Here is a 17,430-nt window from a genome sequence, read left to right as displayed (position 1 = left end):
GCGTAGCCGCGCCCGGGGCCCGAGGCGCCCCCGCCCCTTCCGTCCCCCTTCCGTCCCCTTGCCATCTCCCCCCTCCCGTCGCGCCCGTTACGTCGGCACCACCCGCACGTCCGTCAGCTTGCGCAGCTCCGCCACCAGGTCGTCCTCCACCGGCCCGGAGAGCACCACATGGTCGAACGCCTGCACGGGGTCCAGCCGGTGCAGGGCGCTGCGGCCGACCTTGCTGTGGTCCATCAGCAGCATGCTGACCGAGCCGGACTCCCGCATCGCGCGCTTGAGCGCGACGATCTCCTGTTCCTGGTGGTAGGTCATGGTGCCGGTGATCGCTGAGGTGGAGACGACGGTCAGGTCCACCGAGAAGCTCTTGATCATCTCCAGTGCGGAGAGCCCGATCCAGGAGTCGTGGGTGCGCGAGTACTCGCCGCCGATCGCGATCAGCCGCACGTCCTCCACGTGCCGCAGCTCCTCGGTGATCAGCCGGTAGTTCGTCACCACGGTCAGCGGCCCCACCTGCGGCAGCAGCTTCGCGAAGGCGAGCGCGGTGGTCGAGTCGTCCAGCATCAGCGACATCCCCGGCGCCACGAACTCCAGCGCGGTCCTGGCCAGCGCTTCCTTCTCGCCCGTGTGCGCGTGCAGCCGGAAGTCCGAGCTGGACTCGAAGACGGTGGAGGGCTGGGCCGAGACCCCGCCGTGGTACTTGCGCAGGATGCCGCGGTCGGCCAGTTCGGCGATGTCCCGGTGCACGGTCATCACGCTGACGCCGGTCAGCTCCGTCAGCTCCGCCACCGAGGCGTCGCCCTTGGCCAGCACGTGGTCGACGATCTGCTGCTGACGCTTCTGGCGCGCCGCGCGCGCCGCTGAGTGGGCGGTCATGGGGACCATCCTGCACCCCGTACGGTGCGTTCCGGTCCGCGGACCGCAGGCAGCCTCACACTGCTCCCGGTGCCCGTACCAGTGAGCGAGTGACAGATAACAGAACCAGTGTTAATTTTCTGGGAGCCGAAGGTGAGGAGTTCCGGCCGTGGCCGATGCAGTGGTGTTTGACATGGACGGAGTGCTCGTCGAGAGCGAGCATCTCTGGGAGCGGCTGTGGACCGCGTTCGCCGCCGAGCGCGGCAAGCAGTGGGGACCCGAGCAGACCAAGAGCTGCCAGGGGATGAGCGCCCCGGAGTGGGCCGCCTTCCTCACCGAGTTCGCCGGTGCGGGCGACAGCGCCCCCGACACCGAGCGCACCGTCGTGGACGGCATGATCCAGGCGCTCGAGGACGGCGAGATCGAACTGCTGACCGGCGCCCGCGCGATGATCGCCGACACCGCGGCGCGCGGCCCGATCGCACTCGCCTCGTCCGCGCCGCGCCGCGTGATCGACGCCGTCCTCGCGCACCATGGAGTCGACCACCACTTCAAGGCCACCGTCTCCAGCGCCGAGGTCCCGCGCGGCAAGCCCAGCCCGGACGTCTACCTCGCGGCCGCCGGCAAGCTCGGCGTCCCCGCGGCGGACTGCCTGGCGGTCGAGGACTCCAGCAACGGGCTGCGGGCCGCGGCGGCCGCCGGGATGACGGTCGTCGCCATCCCCAACCCCGGCTACCCGCCGGCCGAGGACGCCCTGGCCGGGGCCGTCCACGCCTCGTCCGACCACGACGACGTACGCCGCTTCCTGCTCTCCCGGCTCCCGGAGGGCTCCCCGCTCCAGGAAGGAGACCCGGCATGACGGACCCGACAGCCGAGCCGACCCGAGTGCTGGCCTCCGGCGACCACTTCATCGCCCCCGGGCTCTTCGTCGACGCGCTGGAGGCAGCGCTGCGGGAGACGGCGCCCGGCGTCCGGCTGGAGTTCCGCACCCAGACCACCCCGTGGCCGCACACTCCCTTCGGCCCGGTCGGCAATGTCAAGGAGGCCAGCGGCACCGAGGACGAGCTGCTCGAAGCGCTCGGCGACGCCCGGGTCGCGCTCGTCCAGATGGCACCGTTCACCGAGCGGGTGATCCGCGAGGCACCGAACCTGGAGCTGATCTCGGTGGCCCGCGGCGGCCCGGTCAACGTCGACGTGGCGGCGGCCACCCGGGCGGGCATCCCGGTCACCTTCGCCCCCGGCCGCAACGCCGCGGCCGCCGCCGAGTTCGCGCTCGGGCTGATGCTCGCCGCGCTGCGCCGCATCCCCGCCTCCGACGCGGAGCTGAAGAAGGGCACCTGGCGCGGCGACTACTACGCCGTCGAGAACGCGGGCATCGAGCTGGACGGCACCACCGTCGGACTCGTCGGCTACGGCGCCATCGGCGCGATCGTCGCCCGCGTGCTGCGCGCCTTCGGCTCCACGGTGCTGGTCGCCGACCCCTACGCCGACCCGGCGAAGGCGCAGGCGGACGGCGTCGAACCGGTGGCGCTGGAGGAACTGCTGCGCCGCAGCTCCGTGGTCAGCCTGCACGCCCGGGTCACCCCCGAGACCCGGCACCTGCTCAACGCCGACAACCTCGAGCTGTTGCCCGAGGGCGCCGTCCTGGTCAACTCGGCGCGCGGCGAACTCATGGACTACGCGCCGCTGCCCGCGCTGCTGGAATCCGGCCGGCTGGGCGCGCTGGCGCTGGACGTGTACGACGTCGAGCCGCCGCCCGCCGACTGGCCGCTGCACCGCGCGCCGAACGTCATCACCACCCCGCACCTGGCGGGCGCCACCCGGCAGACCGCCGACCGCGCCGCGGCCGTCACCGCGGCCCAGGCGGCGGCGTACCTGCGCGGGGAGCGCCCCGAGTTCGTCGTGAACCCGGAGGTGTTCGAGACCACCGGGGCCGCAGGGCGAGGACCGCGGTCATGATCGTCGGGGTCGACGTCGGGACCTCGGTCACCAAGGCGCAGCTCATCGCCCGCGACGGGCGCACCGGCCCCGCGCACGAGGCCCGCAGCACGCTGTACACGCTGCCGGGCAACCGCGTCGAGCAGGACATGGACGAGGTCATCGGCACCGTCGTCACCGTCGTACGGGCGGCCGTGGCCGACGCCGCGCAGTTCTCCCCCGACGAGCCCGTCGAAGCCCTCGCGCTCACCGGCCAGGGGGACGGGCTGTGGCTGCGGGACGCCGACGGCCGCCCCGTGGGCCGCGCGCTGTCCTGGATGGACGGCCGCGCCGCCGACGTGCTGGACGCCTGGGCGGCCGACGGCACAGCCCGCGAGGTCCACCGGCGCACCGGGGCCGGGATGTTCCCCGGCGCCGCCGGTCCGCTCCTCGCGCATCTCGCCGAGCACGAGCCCGAGCGGCTGGCCGCGGCCGACGTGGCCGGGTACTGCGTCGACGCCATCGCGCAGCGCTTCACCGGCGCCCGCACCGTCGACGCCTCCGACGCCTCGGTCCCGTTCCTGGACGCGGCCCGCCGCACCTACGACGACGAGGCCCTGGAACTGTGCGGGCTGAGCCGCTGGCGCGGGCTGCTCGCCGAACCGGCACCGCCCGGCGCGCTGTTCGGGCTGCTGCCCAAGGTCGCCGCGGAGCTCGGACTGCCCTCCGGACTCCCGGTCAGCGCCGGTCCCTTCGACATCCCCGCCTGCGGATTCGGCTCCGGTCTGGAGCAGGTCGGCCAGGGCAATCTCATCATCGGGACCACCCTCGCCTGCCAGGTCCTCAGCTCCGACCCCGCGCCCGGCGCCGGGGACGAGGCCGCGGGCATGGTGCTGGCCACCCCGTACGAGGACCGCTATCTGCGGGTCATGCCCGCCATGATCGGCACCGCGGGGCTGGACTGGCTGCTGGGCATGCTCGGGGTGCGGATCGAGGAACTCGACGCGCTGCTCGCCCGGTCCCCCTACGGCGCGGCCGGGGTCACGGCGCTGCCGTTCCTGTCCACCAGTGGCGAGCGGGCCCCCTTCGTGGACGCCCGCGCCCGCGGCCGGCTCGACGGGCTCTCCCCGCTGACCAGCCGCGCCGATCTGGTACGGGCGCTGTGCGAAGCCGTGGCCTACTCGGCCCGGCACTGCCTGGAGACCCTCGGCGTGGACGGTGCGATCACCGCCTGCGGCGGCGGCGCCCGCTCCGGCGAGTGGGGCCGCATCTTCGCCGGTGTCCTCGGCCGGGACGTGCATGTACGCGAGGACGCCGTGGGCATCCGCGGCGCCGCGCGGGTGGCTTGGCGCGCCCTCGGCGCGGACGCTGCTGCCGGGTCCGGCGGCGATGGTGGCGGGGTCGCCGGGCCGGGCGGGGACGGTTCCCGGGTCGCCCGGGCCGACGCGGAGGCCGTCGCCTTCTACGAGGACGGCTACCGCCGCTACCTCGACACCCTGGAAACCGCCCGCCGGTCCTGGTGAGCCCGGCCCCGCCGGCCCGGCCCGCGGCCCGCGCCTCCCGGCGCCCGCGCCGCCCGGGCCGCCGCGGGGCCACCCCAACCTGCTGGAGTCCCCCATGACACGCGTATTCAACGACCCGGCCCGCTTCGCCGAGGACATGGTCCACGGCTTCACCGCGGCCCACCCCGACCACGTCCGCGCGGTGCCCGGCGGCGTGGTGCGGGCACACCGCCCCGGCACCGCCAAGGTCGCGGTGCTGACCGGCGGCGGCTCCGGCCACTACCCGGCCTTCTGCGGCGTGGTCGGCCCGGGGTTCGCCGACGGCTCCGTGATCGGCAACGTCTTCACCTCACCGTCCGCCGCGCAGGCGTACTCCGTGGCGGCGGAGGCCGAGACCGGCGCGGGTGTGCTGTTCATGTTCGGCAACTACGCGGGCGACGTCATGAACTTCGGCCAGGCGGCCGAGCGGCTGACCGGCGAGGGCATACCGGCCCGCTGCTTCGCCGTCACCGACGACGTCGCCAGCGCCCCCGCCGCCGAGACGGAGCGGCGCCGCGGCATCGCCGGGGGGTTCACCGTCTACAAGACGGCCTCCGCAGCGGCCGAGGAGGGCGCGAGCCTGGAGGAGGTGGTCCGGGTGGCGGAGCGCACCAACGACCGCACCCGCTCGCTCGGCGTCGCCTTCGCCGGGTGCACGCTGCCCGGACAGCGCGAGCCGCTGTTCACCGTCCCGGACGGCCGGCTGGGCCTCGGTCTGGGCATCCACGGCGAGCCCGGGGTGCGCGAGAGCGACCTGACGACGGCCGCCGACCTGGCCCGCACTCTGGTGGAGGGGCTGCTGGCCGAGCGGCCCGCCGCCGCGGGCGACAGCAACCGGGTGGCGGTCCTGCTCAACGGCCTGGGCGCCACCAAGTACGAGGAGCTGTACGTCCTGTGGGCGTCGGTGGTCGAACTGCTGACCGAGGCCGGGCTGGAGCCGGTACGTGCCGAGGTGGGCGAGCTGGTCACCTCGCTGGACATGGCGGGCTGCTCGCTGACCCTCACCTGGCTGGACGACGAGCTGGAGCGGCTGTGGCTCGCACCCGCCGACACCCCCGCCTACCGCCGGGGCCGTCTCGACGCGGCGGCCCCGTCCCGGACCGGCGAGGCGGCGGCCCCGCGCCGGGCCGCGGCCGCCCGCGCGCACGACGAGCCCGCCACCGCGACCGGGGAGGCGGTCGCCGCCGCGACCGCCGCGGTGCAGGCCCTCCGGGCGGCCCGCACCCTGCTGCACGACGAGGAGGAGGCCCTCGGCCGGCTCGACGCCGTCGCCGGGGACGGCGACCACGGGCGCGGCATGAGCAAGGGCGTGGACGCGGCGCTCGCCGCCGCCGAGCAGGCGCGGGACGCGAACGCGGCACCGGCCGCGCTGCTCGGTGCCGCCGGGGACGCCTGGGCCGCGGACGCGGGCGGCACCTCCGGAGCGCTGTGGGGCGCGGGGCTGCGCGCGTTCGGCTCCGCGCTGCCCGCCGACCGCGCCCCCGAGGCCGGAGAGCTCGCGGCGGGCGCGCGCGCCGCGCTGGCGGCCGTCACCTCGCTCGGCAAGGCGGAGCCCGGCGACAAGACGCTGGTCGACGCGCTCGACCCGTTCGTGACGGCCTTCGAGGAGCGGCTGGCGGCGGGCGGCTCCCCCGCCGAGGCGTTCGCCGCCGCCGCGGAGACGGCCCGCGCCGCCGCCGAGGCCACCGCCGGACTGCGCCCGAAGCGGGGCCGCGCCCGGCCGCTGGCCGAGCGCAGCGTCGGCACCCCGGACCCCGGCGCCACCTCGCTGGCGCTGGTCCTGGGCGCGGTCGCCGCCACCGCCGGACCCGCCGCAGAACCCGCCCGCTGAGCGGCGCCGCGCCCGCGGACCGCCCACTCCCGTCAGGAGGAACCACCATGAGCAGCACCCCCGCAGCGCCCCGGCCTCTCCGTGTCGTCGTGGGCTGCGACGACGCGGGCCTCGACTACAAGGAAGCCCTCAAGAAGGACCTGCTGGGCGACGCCCGGGTGGCCGAGGTCACCGACGTCGGGGTCGGCGGCGGCGGTACGGACCGCGGCCGGGCCTATCCGCACGTCGCCGTGGAGGCCGCCCGCCGGGTGGCCGAGGGCGAGGCCGACCGGGCGCTGCTGGTCTGCGGCACCGGGCTGGGCGTCGCCATCAGCGCCAACAAGGTGCCCGGCATCCGGGCCGTCACCGCGCACGACAGCTACTCCGTGCAGCGTTCCGTCCTGAGCAACAATGCGCAGGTGCTCTGCTTCGGCCAGCGGGTCATCGGCCTGGAACTGGCCCGCACCCTGGCCGACGAATGGCTGGACCAGCACTTCGACGAGGGGTCGGCCTCGGCGGCGAAGGTCGCCGCGATAGCCGAGTACGAACAGGGCTGCTGACCGCATCCGGGGGCGCCGCATCCCGCGGGGGGAGGTGCGGCGCCGCCGGGTGCCGCTACCGGAGGCGGGCCGGTATCCGGCCGGCCTCCGGGACGAGACCCCGCGAACGGAGAGACCGGAGCCCGGAGAGTCCGGAGCCCGGAGAGGCCAGGCCCGAGGCCGGAGCCTGGAGAGGCCGGGGCCCGGAGAGTGCGGCGGAGCGGCTGCGATGCGGAGCGGCGCCGGTGCACGGCCGCACGGGGCCGGATGCACGGGGCCGGGCGCGGGGGCCGGCCCCGCGGCGGTCCCGGTTCCGGCCGCACTGGGCCGCATCGTTCCGGAAAGGCACCGGAAAAGGCAGGAGCCCCCGCCGGGGCGGGGGCTCCTTGGATACTGCAGAGTCAGGGACTACTGCGCAGTGACGTTCTCCGCCTGCGGGCCCTTGGGGCCCTGCGTGACATCGAACGAGACCATCTGGTTCTCCTCGAGGGAGCGGAAACCGGATGCGTTGATCGCGGAGTAGTGGACGAAGACATCGGGACCGCCGCCGTCCTGGGCGATGAAACCGAAGCCCTTTTCGGCGTTGAACCACTTAACGGTTCCGGTAGCCATAAGCCCTCCTTGGGCCTATAAGGGTGTCCCTGCTCCCAGAACCCACAAAGAAGCCTGAAAACGACGAGAGCCCGCGGTCACATGCTCCGCAGGCTCTGTACTGCAAGGGAAACCAAACTGCAACTTGGCTCTGAGCCTAGCACGGTGGGGCCCGCGGTGGAAGGGCTGCGGATCATGCGCCACGCCCGCGGAAAATCCCGTACAGCCCGGCGGAGGAATCCGTCCCGCCCCGCCGCGGGACCCCGCGCGAAGGGGTGCGGACCGGGGCGTACTCTCCGGAGAGTGACTGCGAAACCGAGGCATGTGCGCACCCGCCCCCGCGTCGCGCACATCCAGTTCCTCAATTGTCTTCCGCTGTACTGGGGCCTGGTCCACACCCACACGCTGCTGGACCTGGACCTCACCCGGGACACCCCCGAGAAGCTCAGCGAGATGATCATCGACGGCCGGCTCGACATGGGGCCCGTCACCCTCGTGGAGTTCCTGCGCAACGCCGACGACCTGGTCGCCCTCCCAGACATCGCCGTCGGCTGCGACGGCGACGTGATGTCCTGCGAGATCGTCTCGCGGGTCCCGCTCGACCAGTTGGACGGCGCCCGGGTCGCGCTCGGCTCCACGTCGCGCACCTCGGTACGGCTCGCCCAGTTGCTGCTCGCCGAGCGCTACGGCGTCCGGCCCGAGTACTACACGTGCCCGCCCGACCTGGAGCGGATGATGAAGGAGGCGGACGCCGCCGTCGTCATCGGCGACGTGGGCCTGCGCGCGTATCTGCGGCAGCTTCCCGAGCAGGACCTCCAGGTGCACGACCTGGGGCGGCTGTGGAAGGAGTGGACGGGACTGCCGTTCGTCTTCGCGGTCTGGGCCGTGCGCCGCGACTTCCTGGAGCGGGCCCCGGAGACCGTGCGCGAGACGCACCGGGCCTTCCTGGCCTCCCGCGACCTGGCCATGGAGCAGGTCGACCAGGTCGCCGAGCACGCGGCCCGCTACGAGATCTTCGAGCCTGCCACGCTGGAGCGCTACTTCACCACGCTCGACTTCCGGTTCGGCGAGCGCCAGCTCGAAGGCGTCGTCGAGTTCGCCCGCCGCACCGGTGCGACCACCGGGTTTTCGCCCGACGTCCGGGTGGAGACGCTGCGCTCCTGAGCCCTGCCCGGCCACCCGCGGGCTGCTGCTGCGGCAGCAGCCGCGCGGCGAGGGAGGGTCCGGAAGCGGTTCCGACAGCGACGGCTCCGGGGCGCCGGAGGACTGCGTCGGCACCTGGCGGGGCTTCCTCGCCTTCCCGGAAGAGGGTTCCGCCGGGCGCCCGGGGTGGCCGACGCCCGGGGCGCAGCGCCCAGCGCGGAGCTGTGCGCGCGGGGACGACCGGCTGCGCTGCGCGTCGCACGAGGAGAGCAGCCGATACGCGACGGGGACACTCCGGAAAATCGGCTGAGCACCCCTGGCGTAGGCTGGTCCGGCGCCGCTGTGCTGTGGTAAGCGGCGAGATGTGTCGATTGCGCGACCTTTGGAGGGACGCCACGGTGACAGCGCACGTGTCGGAAGCCGACCTGCTCTCCGCCCTCGACCGCGCCGCCACCGGCGGGCGCGTCACCCCCGAGGAGGCACTCGACCTCTACCGCTACGCGCCCCTGCACGCGCTGGGCGCCGCCGCCGACACGGCGCGCCGCCGCCGGTACGCCGGGAGCGAGCACATCGCGACGTACATCATCGAGCGGAACATCAACTACACCAACTCGTGCGTGACGGCCTGCAAGTTCTGCGCCTTCTACGCCTCGCCCAAGAGCGACAAGGTGTGGATCCGCGACCTGGACGACATCCTGCGCCGCTGCGCGGAGACGGTGGAGCTGGGCGGCACCCAGATCATGTTCCAGGGCGGCCACCACCCGGACTTCGGCGTGGAGTACTACGAGGAGCACTTCGCCGCGATCAAGAAGGCGTTCCCGGAGCTGGTCATCCACTCGCTCGGGGCCAGCGAGGTCGAGCACATGGCGCGGATCTCCGGTGTGACGCCGAGGGAGGCGATCGAGCGCATCCACGCTGCGGGCCTCGACTCCTTCGCGGGCGCCGGTGCCGAACTGCTGCCCGCGCGGCCCCGGAAGGCCATCGCCCCGCTCAAGGAGTCGGGCGAGCGCTGGCTGGAGATCATGGAGATCGCCCACGACCTCGGTGTCGAGTCCACCTCCACCATGCTGATGGGCACCGGCGAGACCAACGCCGAGCGGATCGAGCACCTGCGGATGATCCGCGACGTGCAGGACCGCAGCGGCGGCTTCCGGGCCTTCATCCCGTACACCTACCAGCCGGAGAACAACCATCTGAAGGGGCAGACGCAGGCGACCGTCTTCGAGTACCTGCGGATGATCGCCATCGCGCGGATCTTCCTGGACAACGTCGCCCACATCCAGGGCTCCTGGCTGACCACCGGCAAGGACATCGGGCAGCTCTCGCTGCACTACGGCGCCGACGACCTCGGCTCGGTGATGCTGGAGGAGAACGTCGTCTCCTCGGCGGGCGCCAAGCACCGCTCCAACCGGATGGAACTGATCGACCTGATCCGCAAGGCGGGCCGGGTCCCGGCGCAGCGCGCCACCACCTACGAGCACCTGGTGGTGCACGACGACCCGGCGAACGACCCGGTGGACGACCGGGCCGTCTCGCACCTGTCCTCCACGGCCATCGACGGGGGTACGGCCCACCCCGAGCTCGCGCTCATCGACGCGAACTGACCCAGCGGGCCGGGCATGCCGACGGGCGGCGAACGAGTGGACGAGCGGACGGACGAGAAGTGACGCGGGCATCCCTGGAGAAGAAGCCGCACGAGGTCGCGGCCATGTTCGACGACGTGGCGGCCAGGTACGACCTCACCAACGACGTGCTCTCGCTCGGCCAGACCCGGCTGTGGCGGCGGGCGGTCGCCGACGCCGTGGACGCCCGCCCGGGTGAGCGGGTGCTGGACCTGGCGGCCGGCACCGGCACCTCGTCGCTGCCGTTCGTGGAGGCCGGCGCGTTCACCGTGCCGTGCGACTTCTCGCTGGGCATGCTGCGCGAGGGGAAGCGGCGCCACCCCTGGATGCCGTTCACCGCGGGGGACGCGACCCGCCTCCCGTTCGCCGACGCCGTGTTCGACGCCGTGACGATCTCCTTCGGGCTGCGCAACGTCAGCGCGGTGGACACGGCCCTCGCCGAGCTGCTGCGGGTCACCAAGCCCGGCGGCCGGGTGCTGATCTGCGAGTTCAGCCACCCCACCTGGGCGCCGTTCCGCACCGTCTACACCGAGTACCTGATGCGTGCGCTGCCGCCCCTCGCGCGGCGCGTCAGCAGCAGCCCGGACGCGTACGTCTATCTCGCGGAGTCGATCCGCGCGTGGCCCGACCAGCCCGCGCTCGCGGCGCGGCTGCAGGACGCGGGCTGGGGCCGGGTGGCCTGGCGCAACCTGAGCGGCGGCATCGTCGCGCTGCACCGCGGATTCCGCCCCGCCACCTGACACGGCGCGCGGCGCACAGGCGAAGGCGCGCGGCGGGAAGCGTGCGGCGCGCTCGGCGGCTGCCGCGCTCCCCGCAGCCGGTCCCGGGTTGCGCTTGGATAAATCTGCTTCCGTCGACTGGAGTTCGGCGGAACGATGGAGACGCCCCCCGTATCCGTCCGCGCACGCGCGGTGCCCACGGGTGCCGTTTCGTCCCGCCGAACCCACCGGAGCGCGCCAATGCCGTCCCCTCCGCCGTCCCCGCAGCGCTGTCCGCAGTGCGGCACGGCCTCTCCCGCCGAGGCCCGCTTCTGCATGTCGTGCGGCGCCCCCACGGCACCCGCCACCCCGCCCGAGGCCCCGACGGTTCCGCGGGAGGCGGGCCCGCCCGAGGCCGCACCGGGTTCCGGAGGGCAGGGAACACCCGGCGGCGCGACGACTGCTGACGTGCCATCTGCTGATGCGACGACTGCTGACGTGCCGTCTGCCCCCGGCGCGGCGTCGGCAGCCGCGGCCCCGTCTGCCTCCGGCGCTCCGCCGGCCCCTGCGGCTCCGCCTGCGCCGGGCGCTCCGCCGGCTCCCGCAGCTCTGGCTGCGTCCGGCGCTCCGCCCACCCCACCCGACCCGTCGGCCTACGTTCCGACCCGGACCTCCCTGCCGGCCCAGCCCGCGCCCCCCGGCACACCGCCGACCGCCCCACAGGCCGCGCTGCCGACGGCGCCGCCCGGCACGCCGCCCGGCGCGGCGGCCTGGGCGCCGCAGCTCCCACAGCCCCCGCAGCCGCCGACCCCGCCGGGCGCTCCCGCCGGGCCTACGCCGCTCGGGCTGTTCCTGGCGCGGACCGTGAAGGGCGACTGGGCCGCGGCCCTGCGGGTCGCCGCCTGGCCGCTGGGCCTGCTCCTGGCGGCCGCCTGCGCGCTCGGTCTCTGGTCCGACGACGATCTCGACGACCTCGACATCGGCTGGGGCACCCGGATGCGGGTCGCGCTGGCCGCACTGCTGCGGGGCATCGGCGGCGGGTTCGGGGTCTCTTCCGACGGCAGCGCCGACGTCGGGGGCGAACGTGTGGTCGGCAAGGCCGAGGTCACCGGACTGCCGCTGCTGGCCACCGTGCTGTGGATCGGAGCGCTCGCCGTCGCGGCCCGCGTCGCGAGCCGCCGGACCGCTGCGGCCGGGCCGTCGGCCGGGCTGGAGGCGGCGCTGCGGATCGGCGTGCTGTGCGGACTCGGCGGGCTGCTCCTGGGGCTGTACGCGGCGCCGTCGTACGAGGGTCTCGAACTGGACTCCGCGCCGGGGCTCACCCTGTTGTGGGCGTTCCTGCTCTCCACCGTGGTGGCGGCGCTCGTGCTGACCCGCGGCGGATCCGGTGCCGTGGCGGCCGCGAGCCCCGGAGTGCGCGCCGCGGTGGGCGCGTTGCGCACGGCGGGGCTCGCGCTGGTGTGTGTGCTCGCGCTGGCCTCCCTCGTCATGCTCGTCGTCCTGCTCGTCTCCGCGGACGAGATCACCGCGGACGACGTGTGGGGGCTGCTGGCCATGCTGCCCAACGTCGGTGCGCTCGGCCTCGCGCTGGCCTGGGGCGCGCCGCTCGACGTGCGGTGGGACTTCGACCGCTGGAACACCGGCCGGGAGTCGCTCGGATACGGCGAGCTGAGCGACCTCGCCGACGGCTGGGCCGTGGTGGGCGCCCTGGCCGGCGGGCTGGCCTGCGCGCTGCTGCTGGGCACCCTGGTCGCCCGGCGCAGCGCCGAACGCCGCGAACAACTCCTGTCCGCCGGGTTTTTCGTGCTGGGCCTGCTGCTGGTCGTCGCGGTGGCCGGGATGGGCTTCGAGGCCCGCTTCCACCAGGCGTCCGGCACCGCGGGCGGCGGTGGTCTCGGCGACGGCGGCCTCGGTGGCGGCGGCCTCGGCGACGGCTACGGCAGCGACTCCGGCGGCCTCGGCAGCGACTTCGGCACCGGGGAGTCCGTCGCCTCCAGCGCCGAGGTCGGCGCAGGCATCGCCGAACTGCTGCTGTTCGCCCTGCTGTGGTCCTACGGCGGCGCGCTGCTGGTCCCGTTCCTGCACGCCCGCTTCGGCCGCGCGGGCGGCCGGGGCGGCCCGCCGCGGGCGGACGGCTCCGGTCCGGGCGCCTACCCCGCTCCATACCCCGCTCCATACTCCGCTCCGTACGGCGCCCCGGCCGGAGCGCCGGTGCCGCCTCCGTACGCCGCCCCGCAGCAGGGCGCGCCGGGCGGCGGGTACCCCGCGGGCGACACCCTCGCCGGCCCCGTCCCGGGCGGCGGCGGTCCGGTCCCGCCGCCGCAGCGCCGCCGCGGTCTCACCTGGGCGGGCCTGGTCCTGGCGGCGTTCCTCGTCGTGGGCGCCGCGACCGGCGGCATCCTCCATCTGGCGGGCGGCGACGGGAAGGACGGCGACGGCACGGCGGCTGCCGAGAAGTCGGCAGCCGGGGAGAAGGTTTCCCCGTCCACCTCGCCGCGGCCCGACGACGCCGGCAGCCCGGCGCCCGAACCCACCCCCTCGGCAAGCGCGTCCGGCGCCGATGCCGAGGAAGGCGGAGAGGGCGGGGAGGGCGGAACCCCCGGTTCCCCGCAGAGCACCTCGCTGCCCGAGGGGTTCACCAGGGCCGACGATCCGGAGGGGTTCTCCGTCGGGGTGCGGGAGGGCTGGCAGCGTGCGGTGAAGGGCACCCAGGTCGACTACGAGGCACCGGGCAGCGAGGACTACCTGCGCATCGGCGTCATCCGCAACACGGGCCAGACCTCGTACGAGAACTTCCGCACCCTGGAGAAGGGCGCCGCCAAGCGCGACGGCTACCGGCGGCTGGAGCTGACCGCGAACACCTTCCGGGGACGGCCCGGCGCCCGCTGGGAGTTCGTCTACACCTCCGACGACACGGGCCGCACCGTCCACGCCGTCGACCAGGCGTACGTGGCCGAGGACGGCACCGAGTACAGCATCTACGCCGAGAGCGGCTACGACACCTGGGACCCGGGCCGCGAGCAGGTCTTCAGCACCGCGCTGCGCACCTGGGACGAGAACGGCGCCTGAGGTGCGGGCGGGACCGCGCCGAGGTGGTCCCGCCCGCGCCGCATAGACTGGCGCTGTCAGTCAACCAGCCAGCATGCGGGAGTCCTCGTGGCCGACCCCCAACCCCAGGCGCACTCCGAGTCCAAGGCGCGGTCCCGGCCGGAGGCGGCCGCCTCCGAGCGGTCCGCCGATGTGATCGTCGTCGGCGCCGGGCCCGCGGGCGCCACGACCGCCTACCACCTCGCCCGCAGCGGACTGGACGTGCTGCTGCTGGAGAAGACGGCGTTCCCCCGCGAGAAGGTGTGCGGCGACGGGCTCACCCCGCGTGCCACCAAGCAGCTCGTGGCGATGGGCATCGACATCTCCGAGGAGGCGGGCTGGCTGCGCAACAAGGGGCTCCGCATCATCGGCGGCGGCCACCGGTTGCAGCTTCCCTGGCCCGAGCTGGCCAGCTACCCGGACTACGGGCTGGTCCGCAGGCGGGACGACTTCGACGAGCAGCTCGCGCGCCAGGCGGAGAAGGCGGGCGCACGCCTGCACGAGCGCTGCAACGTCACCGAGCCCATCGTGGACGAGCGCACCGGGCACCTCACCGGTGTGCACGCGAAGCTGGGCGAGGAGAAGACGCCCGTCACCTTCCACGCGCCGATCGTGGTGGCGGCGGACGGCAACTCCACCCGGCTGTCGCTGAAGATGGGGCTGCACCGCCGCGAGGACCGGCCCATGGGGGTCGCCGTGCGGACCTACTTCACCTCGCCCCGGCACGACGACGACTATCTGGAGTCCTGGCTGGAGCTGTGGGACCGGCGGGGCGCCGAGGACCGGCTGCTGCCCGGCTACGGCTGGATCTTCGGCATGGGCGACGGCACCTCCAACGTCGGGCTCGGGGTGCTGAACACCTCCGCCGCGTTCAAGGAGCTGGACTGGCGCGAGGTCCTCAAGGCGTGGTGCGCCTCGATGCCCGAGGAGTGGGGCTACACCCCGGAGAACATGACGGGCCCGATCCGCGGCGCCGCGCTTCCCATGGCCTTCAACCGCCAGCCGCACTACACCCGCGGCCTGCTGCTGGTCGGGGACGCCGGCGGGCTGGTGAACCCGTTCAACGGGGAGGGCATCGCCTACGCCATGGAGTCCGGCGCGATCGCCGCCGAGACCATCGTCCAGGCCCACGCGCGGGCGACCCGGGCCCAGCGCGAGCTGGCTCTGCGGCGCTACCCGAAGGTCCTCAAGGACACCTACGGCGGTTATTACACGATGGGCCGCGCCTTCGTGAAGCTCATCGGCAACCCGAAGGTGATGAAGCTGGCCACCGAGCGCGGCCTCTCGCACCCCGTGCTGATGCGCTTCACCCTCAAGATGCTCGCCAACCTCACCGATCCCACCGGTGGCGACGCCATGGACCGCATCATCAACGGCCTGGCGAAGGTGACCCCGCGCGCCTGACCGGACTTTCGACCCCTGCCCGCCCCTCCCGCACCGGGCGCGCCCCGACGAGGACCGCCCGGTGCGGGTGCGTGTGTCGTACCTGAGGCGGAGGCGGCGATATCCGTACCCGGGCGGACGTGCGGATGGGGTCCCGCGCCGTACGGTCCCCGGTGTGACTGAGACGAGGCATAAGACGTTCCAGGGCGGCCTGTACGCCCTGCATCAGGAACTGTTCGCCGGAGCTCTCGCGGCGCGGAGGCTGCCCCCGCTTCCCGTCTCCGGACCCGTCGCGGGCATGCTGTCCGGACGGGTGCGGAGCATGGTGAGCCGGCTGCCGCATCTGGCGATCGGTGCTTCCGCGGCTGTACTGGTCTGGTTGAGCTGGTCACTGTGCTGGGACCCGTACGACTACGCCTACCGGGACACGCTGCGCGGTGTACTGCTGGGTCTGGCGACAGCCGGACCCCTGGTGCTGGCCCTGTTCCGGCCGATCGCGGCCTGGTGGCTGTCGCTCGGGGGAATCGTCGTGGTGACGGTCCCCCGACTGGTCACCGACCCGCTGCCGTTTCCGGAGCCGGTGTTCATCTCGCATCTGACCGTGATGGTGCTGGTCGCCCTGCGCAGCCATCCGGCGGTCGCGGCCGTGCTGTGGCTGTGCACCGTCGTCGTGGGAGCGGCATCGGCGGCGCCTGCCCACGACCTTGAGCGGAGCAACCTCGCCGCGTTCTCGCTCTGGGCGGCTCTCGCGCTGATCGGCGCGGTCTTCGCACGAGCCTGGTACGACCTGCGCGTCCGGGCCGCGGCCAGTCATGACGCCTCCCTCGCCGAGAGATCGAAGCGCACCGTGCTGGAGGAGCGCACCACCATCGCCCGGGAGCTGCACGACGTGGTCGCCCACCACATGTCCGTCGTCGCCATCCAGGCGGAGGCGGCGCCCTACCGTGTGGAGAGCATCCCGCCCGAGCTGGCCGCCTCCCTCGCCACCATCCGCGAGAACGCGGTCGCGGCACTCGCCGAGCTGCGCCGGGTGCTCGGGGTCATCCGTGCGTCGGACTACGGGGCCCCCGGCGCGCCGGAAGCCCCCCAGCCCACCCTGGGGGAGCTCGACGGCCTGCTGGCCAACGTCCGCGACGCCGGGGTGCCGGTCGAGACCGCGGTCACCGGCGCGCGGCGGGAACTGCCGCAGGGGGTCGAACTGTCGGCCTACCGCATCATCCAGGAGGCGCTCAGCAACGTTCTGCGGCATGCGCCGGGAGCCGACACCCGGGTCGAACTCTCCTACGTCCTGGGGGGCCTCGGGGTGCGCATCGTCAATCTGTCGGCCGGGGACACCGTGTCGCCGGCCGCCGCCTCCGGGTCGATCGGGAGTGGCTCCAGACACGGGATTCCCGGCATGCGCGAGCGTGCGGCGATGCTGGGCGGAGAGATGACGGCCGGTCCCACGCCGGACGACGGGTATGAAGTCGTCGCCTTCCTGCCCGTGTCCGCCCCCGCAGGGCGTCCGGTCCCGGCGGAGGCGGCATCGTGACCATCGGGGTACTCGTCGTCGACGATCAGGCCATGGTCCGCGAGGGCTTCTCGGTCCTGCTCGGCGCCCAGTCGGACATCGAGATCGTCGGCGAGGCGGCCGACGGGCGACAGGCCCTCGCACTGGTGGCGGAACGGCGGCCGGACGTCGTGCTGATGGACATCAGGATGCCGGTACTCGACGGGCTGGCGGCCACCCGTCGCATCGTCGCCGCCGACGCGCACGCCAGGGTCCTGATACTGACCACCTTCGACCAGGACGAATATGTCTACCGGGCGCTGCGTGCCGGTGCCAGCGGCTTCCTGCTCAAGGACGCCCCTGCCCGGCAACTCGCCGACGGCATCCGGATCGTCGCCGCCGGCGAGGCCCTGCTCGCCCCCACCGTCACCAAGCGCCTGATCAGGACCTTCACCCGGCCGGCCGGCCACGGCGCCGACGGAGCACTGCCGCCGGTCGCCAGGCTCGGTGAGCTCACCGAGCGCGAGACCGAGGTGCTCGTGCTCATCGCCCGCGGCCTGTCCAACGTCGAGATCGCCGCGAAGCTGGTCGTCGCCGAGTCGACCATCAAGACGCATGTCGGCCGCGTCCTGGAGAAGCTCGGCCTCCGGGATCGCACCCAGGCGGCTGTGTACGCCTACGAGACCCGGCTGGTGACGCCGACGGGCTGATTCCCGCGCCTCGGTCCCGAAGTGCTGGCAGAGCACTCCTCGGGGGGG

Annotated in this window: 14 protein-coding genes; 12 read left to right on the top strand and 2 right to left on the bottom strand. The window is 73.9% G+C overall.

Annotated elements, in window-relative coordinates:
- Positions 1 to 87: 87 nt before the first annotated feature.
- Positions 88 to 873, bottom strand: a complete 786-nt coding sequence (locus BMX65_RS29985; RefSeq protein WP_075003501.1) for a DeoR/GlpR family DNA-binding transcription regulator — start codon at positions 871 to 873, stop codon at positions 88 to 90.
- Positions 874 to 1,021: 148 nt separating this feature from the next.
- Between BMX65_RS29985 and BMX65_RS29980 the strand changes: the two genes are divergently transcribed.
- The 5 genes from BMX65_RS29980 (at position 1,022) to BMX65_RS29960 (ending at position 6,680) form a co-directional block, all read left to right on the top strand.
- The gene (locus tag BMX65_RS29980; protein ID WP_075003500.1) at positions 1,022 to 1,711 is read left to right on the top strand and encodes an HAD family hydrolase; all 690 of its coding nucleotides are present in this window, start codon (positions 1,022 to 1,024) and stop codon (positions 1,709 to 1,711) included.
- Positions 1,708 to 2,811, top strand: a complete 1,104-nt coding sequence (locus tag BMX65_RS29975) for a 2-hydroxyacid dehydrogenase (protein ID WP_075003499.1) — start codon at positions 1,708 to 1,710, stop codon at positions 2,809 to 2,811. The genes BMX65_RS29980 and BMX65_RS29975 overlap by 4 nt, the downstream gene beginning before the upstream one ends.
- Positions 2,808 to 4,292: an FGGY-family carbohydrate kinase gene (locus BMX65_RS29970; RefSeq protein WP_075003498.1), complete on the top strand. Its 1,485-nt coding sequence runs from the start codon at positions 2,808 to 2,810 to the stop codon at positions 4,290 to 4,292. The genes BMX65_RS29975 and BMX65_RS29970 overlap by 4 nt, the downstream gene beginning before the upstream one ends.
- A 94-nt stretch (positions 4,293 to 4,386) precedes the next feature.
- Entirely contained in the window at positions 4,387 to 6,141 is a 1,755-nt protein-coding gene (locus BMX65_RS29965; protein WP_075003497.1) for a dihydroxyacetone kinase family protein, read from the top strand.
- 47 nt (positions 6,142 to 6,188) lie between these two features.
- On the top strand, positions 6,189 to 6,680 hold the full coding sequence (locus BMX65_RS29960) for a ribose-5-phosphate isomerase (RefSeq protein ID WP_075003496.1): 492 nt from the start codon (positions 6,189 to 6,191) through the stop codon (positions 6,678 to 6,680).
- A 387-nt stretch (positions 6,681 to 7,067) separates the two neighbouring features.
- On the opposite strand, the gene BMX65_RS29955 is transcribed toward BMX65_RS29960, so the two are convergent.
- Positions 7,068 to 7,271 (bottom strand): cold-shock protein, encoded by a 204-nt coding sequence (locus tag BMX65_RS29955; protein ID WP_019354156.1) that lies wholly within the window; start codon positions 7,269 to 7,271, stop codon positions 7,068 to 7,070.
- A gap of 303 nt (positions 7,272 to 7,574) precedes the next feature.
- Here BMX65_RS29955 and BMX65_RS29950 point away from each other — a divergent pair, with 303 nt between their 5' ends.
- The 7 genes from BMX65_RS29950 to BMX65_RS29920 all read left to right on the top strand — a co-directional run bounded on the left by BMX65_RS29950 (position 7,575) and on the right by BMX65_RS29920 (position 17,382).
- Positions 7,575 to 8,414: a menaquinone biosynthetic enzyme MqnA/MqnD family protein gene (locus BMX65_RS29950; RefSeq protein WP_075003495.1), complete on the top strand. Its 840-nt coding sequence runs from the start codon at positions 7,575 to 7,577 to the stop codon at positions 8,412 to 8,414.
- A 377-nt stretch (positions 8,415 to 8,791) separates the two neighbouring features.
- Positions 8,792 to 9,997, top strand: a complete 1,206-nt coding sequence (gene mqnC / locus BMX65_RS29945; RefSeq protein WP_239502196.1) for a cyclic dehypoxanthinyl futalosine synthase — start codon at positions 8,792 to 8,794, stop codon at positions 9,995 to 9,997.
- A gap of 59 nt (positions 9,998 to 10,056) precedes the next feature.
- Positions 10,057 to 10,755, top strand: a complete 699-nt coding sequence (locus tag BMX65_RS29940) for a demethylmenaquinone methyltransferase (protein WP_075003493.1) — start codon at positions 10,057 to 10,059, stop codon at positions 10,753 to 10,755.
- A gap of 822 nt (positions 10,756 to 11,577) precedes the next feature.
- Positions 11,578 to 13,782 carry a hypothetical protein gene (locus BMX65_RS29935; RefSeq protein ID WP_075003492.1) on the top strand — a complete coding sequence of 735 codons (2,205 nt, stop codon included), beginning with the start codon at positions 11,578 to 11,580 and terminating at the stop codon, positions 13,780 to 13,782.
- A 171-nt stretch (positions 13,783 to 13,953) separates the two neighbouring features.
- The gene (locus BMX65_RS29930) at positions 13,954 to 15,204 is read left to right on the top strand and encodes a geranylgeranyl reductase family protein (protein ID WP_051271847.1); all 1,251 of its coding nucleotides are present in this window, start codon (positions 13,954 to 13,956) and stop codon (positions 15,202 to 15,204) included.
- Positions 15,205 to 15,358: 154 nt separating this feature from the next.
- Entirely contained in the window at positions 15,359 to 16,714 is a 1,356-nt protein-coding gene (locus BMX65_RS29925; RefSeq protein ID WP_239502195.1) for a sensor histidine kinase, read from the top strand.
- Complete coding sequence (locus BMX65_RS29920) at positions 16,711 to 17,382, top strand: response regulator (protein ID WP_075003491.1); 672 nt, start codon at positions 16,711 to 16,713, stop codon at positions 17,380 to 17,382. The genes BMX65_RS29925 and BMX65_RS29920 overlap by 4 nt, the downstream gene beginning before the upstream one ends.
- Positions 17,383 to 17,430 lie beyond the last annotated feature (48 nt).

Origin of the sequence: Streptomyces qinglanensis (assembly GCF_900111245.1) — a bacterium.
Classification (GTDB): domain Bacteria; phylum Actinomycetota; class Actinomycetes; order Streptomycetales; family Streptomycetaceae; genus Streptomyces; species Streptomyces qinglanensis.
The sequence above is the reverse complement of the archived record's forward strand: the minus strand, read 5'-3'. Positions and strand labels throughout refer to the sequence as shown.